The organism is Sphingomonas bacterium (assembly GCF_903643065.1).
GTDB lineage: Bacteria > Pseudomonadota > Alphaproteobacteria > Sphingomonadales > Sphingomonadaceae > Sphingomonas.
In genome coordinates this window covers 1-2520 of sequence record NZ_CAHJWX010000483.1, presented here as the reverse complement: position 1 = coordinate 2520, position 2520 = coordinate 1, and the positions used below count along the sequence as shown (strand labels likewise).

Genomic DNA, 2520 nt, shown 5'->3' with positions numbered 1-2520 from the left:
CGATCTGGGCTCGACGCCCGCTATGCGGACGGCGCGGCGACGATCTGGACGACCCGCGTGCTCCCCGCGCTGGGCCGCCAGCGCGACTACCTGCGCGCGCTGCGCCGGACGGCGACCCCCGACGCGGGGGTGTGGCACGTCCGCAACGGCGACTCCTTCTATCCCGTGGCGCTCCAGGCGACGACCACCGCGACGCTGTCGCCCGAGGAGGTGCACCGCTTCGGCCTCGATCAGGCGGCGAGCATCGGCGCGCGGCTTGACGCGGAACTGCGCAAGCTCGGCCTGACACAGGGCTCGATCGGCGCGCGCATGATCGCGCTGAGCGCGCGGCCGGGCCAGATCTATCCCAATACCGATGCCGGCAAGGCCGATGCGATCGCCTTCTGCAACGAACGGCTCGCCGCGATCCGGGGCCGCTTGCCCGGGGTGTTCGCGCGTCTTCCCGCCTATCAGTTCGAGGTCCGCCGCGTGCCGCCGCAGACCGAGCCCGGCGCGGCGGCCGCGTTCAGCCAGTCGCCCGCGCTCGACGGCTCGCGACCCGGCATCGTCTATTTCAACCTGCGCGACTCGGCGAACTGGCCGAAGAACCAGCTGTCGACGACGATCTATCACGAGGCGCTGCCCGGCCATCAGCTGGAAGGCGGGCTCGCGCTGTCCAACAAGGAGCTGCCGCTGCTGCGCAAGATCAGCGGCAATTTCTCCGGCTACGCCGAAGGCTGGGCGCTGTATGCCGAGCAGCTGGCGGACGAGATCGGCATGTACGGCGACGATCCCGCCGGCCGCTGCGGCTATCTGGCGGCGCAGCTGTTCCGGGCGCACCGCTGCATCGTCGACACCGGACTGCACCATTATCGCTGGACGCGCGAGCGCGCGATCCAGCAATTCGTCGACGCGGTCGGCTACACCCCCGATCGCTCGACGCTGGAGGTCGAGCGCTATTGCGTCAACCCGGGCCAGGCCTGTTCGTACAAGATCGGCCACTCGGTCTTCACCGACCTGCGCGACCGCGCCAAGGCCAGGCAGGGCGCGCGCTTCGACCTCAAGGCGTTCCACACCGAGGTGCTGCGCCATGGCCGGCTGCCGCTGGATGTCCTGAAGCAGGTGGGCGAGGCTTGGGCCTGATGGTTCGCGCGAAGGCGGGAAAACGATAAGAAGGTTGGTTCAGAGGAGGCGCGGAGGCGCGGAGAAGAAAGGATCGAAGCCCGTCCGCGTCAGCGGCCCTGAAACACGAATTTGATAGCGCTTCGCGCGGATCAGCTGCGGCCTCTTCGCGTCTTCGCGTTACCACCTCTTCTTCTCCGCGCCTCCGCGCCTCCTCTGAACCAATCACCGCCACACCCGCGTGACGTGCCCCATCTTGCGCCCCGGCCGCGCGTCGCTCTTGCCGTACAGGTGCACGTGCGCGCCCGGCTCGGCGAGCGCGTCCGCCCATCCGTCGTCACCCAACAGGTTGCGCATCGCGACGCCCGTGCCGGTCAGCGCGGTGGAACCCAGCGGCAGGCCGGCGATCGCGCGGATGTGGTTCTCGAACTGCGAGGTCTCGGCGCCCTCGATCGTCCAATGCCCCGAATTGTGGACGCGGGGCGCCATCTCGTTGAACACCGGGCCATCGGCCGTGCAGAAGAATTCGCACGCCAGTACGCCGACATAGCCCAGCCGCTCCGCCACCGCGCGCGCCAACGCCGTCGCCTGGACGGCCTGCGCCAGCACCGCGTCGCCCGCCGGCACGGTCGAGGTTGCCAGGATGCCGTCGCGATGCGCGTTCTCCGGCACGGCCCAGCTCGCGACCGCGCCGTCCAGACCGCGCGCGAGCAGCACGGAGAACTCGGCCGCGAACGCAACGCGGCCCTCGACGATCGCGGGCACGCCGGTCGACAGCCGGGGCGGCTTGCCCAGCGCCGCCCAGGCCGCGTCGGCGTCCTCGGCCGTATCGATCGCCACCTGTCCCTTGCCGTCATAGCCGAACAGCGTCGTTTTCAGGATCGCCGGCGCGCCGATCTCGCCCAGCGCCGCGCGCAGCTCGTCGGCGCTCGCCACCTGCCGGTACGACGCGGTCTGCCCGCCCAGGTCGCGGACCAGCGCCTTTTCCGCCGGCCGGTAGCGCGCCACGTCGAGCGCCTCCACCGGCGGCCAGACGGGGACGCGGCCGGACAGATAAGCGATCGCGTGCGGATCGATGTTCTCGAACTCATAGGTGGCGACATCGACCTGGGCGGCGAAGGCCCGCAGCTTGCCGGCGTCCTCGAACCGCCCCTGCGTCCAATGCGCGGTCACCTCCGTCGCGGGCCCGCTCGCCTCGGGGGCGTAGACATGCGTGCGATAACCGAGCTGCGCGGCGGCGAGCGCCAGCATCCGCCCGAGCTGCCCACCGCCCAGGATGCCGATCGTGGCGCCGGGGGGGAGGGCGGTCATGCTCCCGGCTCCCGGCTCCCGGCTCCCTCAACGGGCTCCTCCGCCACGCCCGCCGTCTGCGCCGCGCGCCAGTCGCGCAGCCGCGCCGCCAGCGCGTCGTCCGCCACA

At 71.3% G+C, this 2520-nt stretch carries 2 protein-coding genes; one reads left to right on the top strand and one right to left on the bottom strand.

The window, feature by feature from the left end; translation table 11 throughout:
• Positions 1 to 1122: DUF885 domain-containing protein (locus HUU95_RS14200; protein WP_174280691.1), on the top strand; the 1122-nt coding region annotated here is incomplete at its 5' end.
• A 204-nt stretch (positions 1123 to 1326) separates the two neighbouring features.
• Here HUU95_RS14200 and HUU95_RS14195 read toward each other — a convergent pair.
• Positions 1327 to 2412, bottom strand: coding sequence for a 5-(carboxyamino)imidazole ribonucleotide synthase (locus HUU95_RS14195; RefSeq protein ID WP_174280690.1), 1086 nt, complete (start codon positions 2410 to 2412; stop codon positions 1327 to 1329).
• Positions 2413 to 2520: the final 108 nt, after the last annotated feature.

What these genes read in the sequence shown, in the direction of transcription:
- HUU95_RS14195 (WP_174280690.1), bottom strand. Translation starts at nt 2,412, where the DNA reads ATGACCGCCCTCCCCCCCGGCGCCACGATCGGCATCCTGGGCGGTGGG.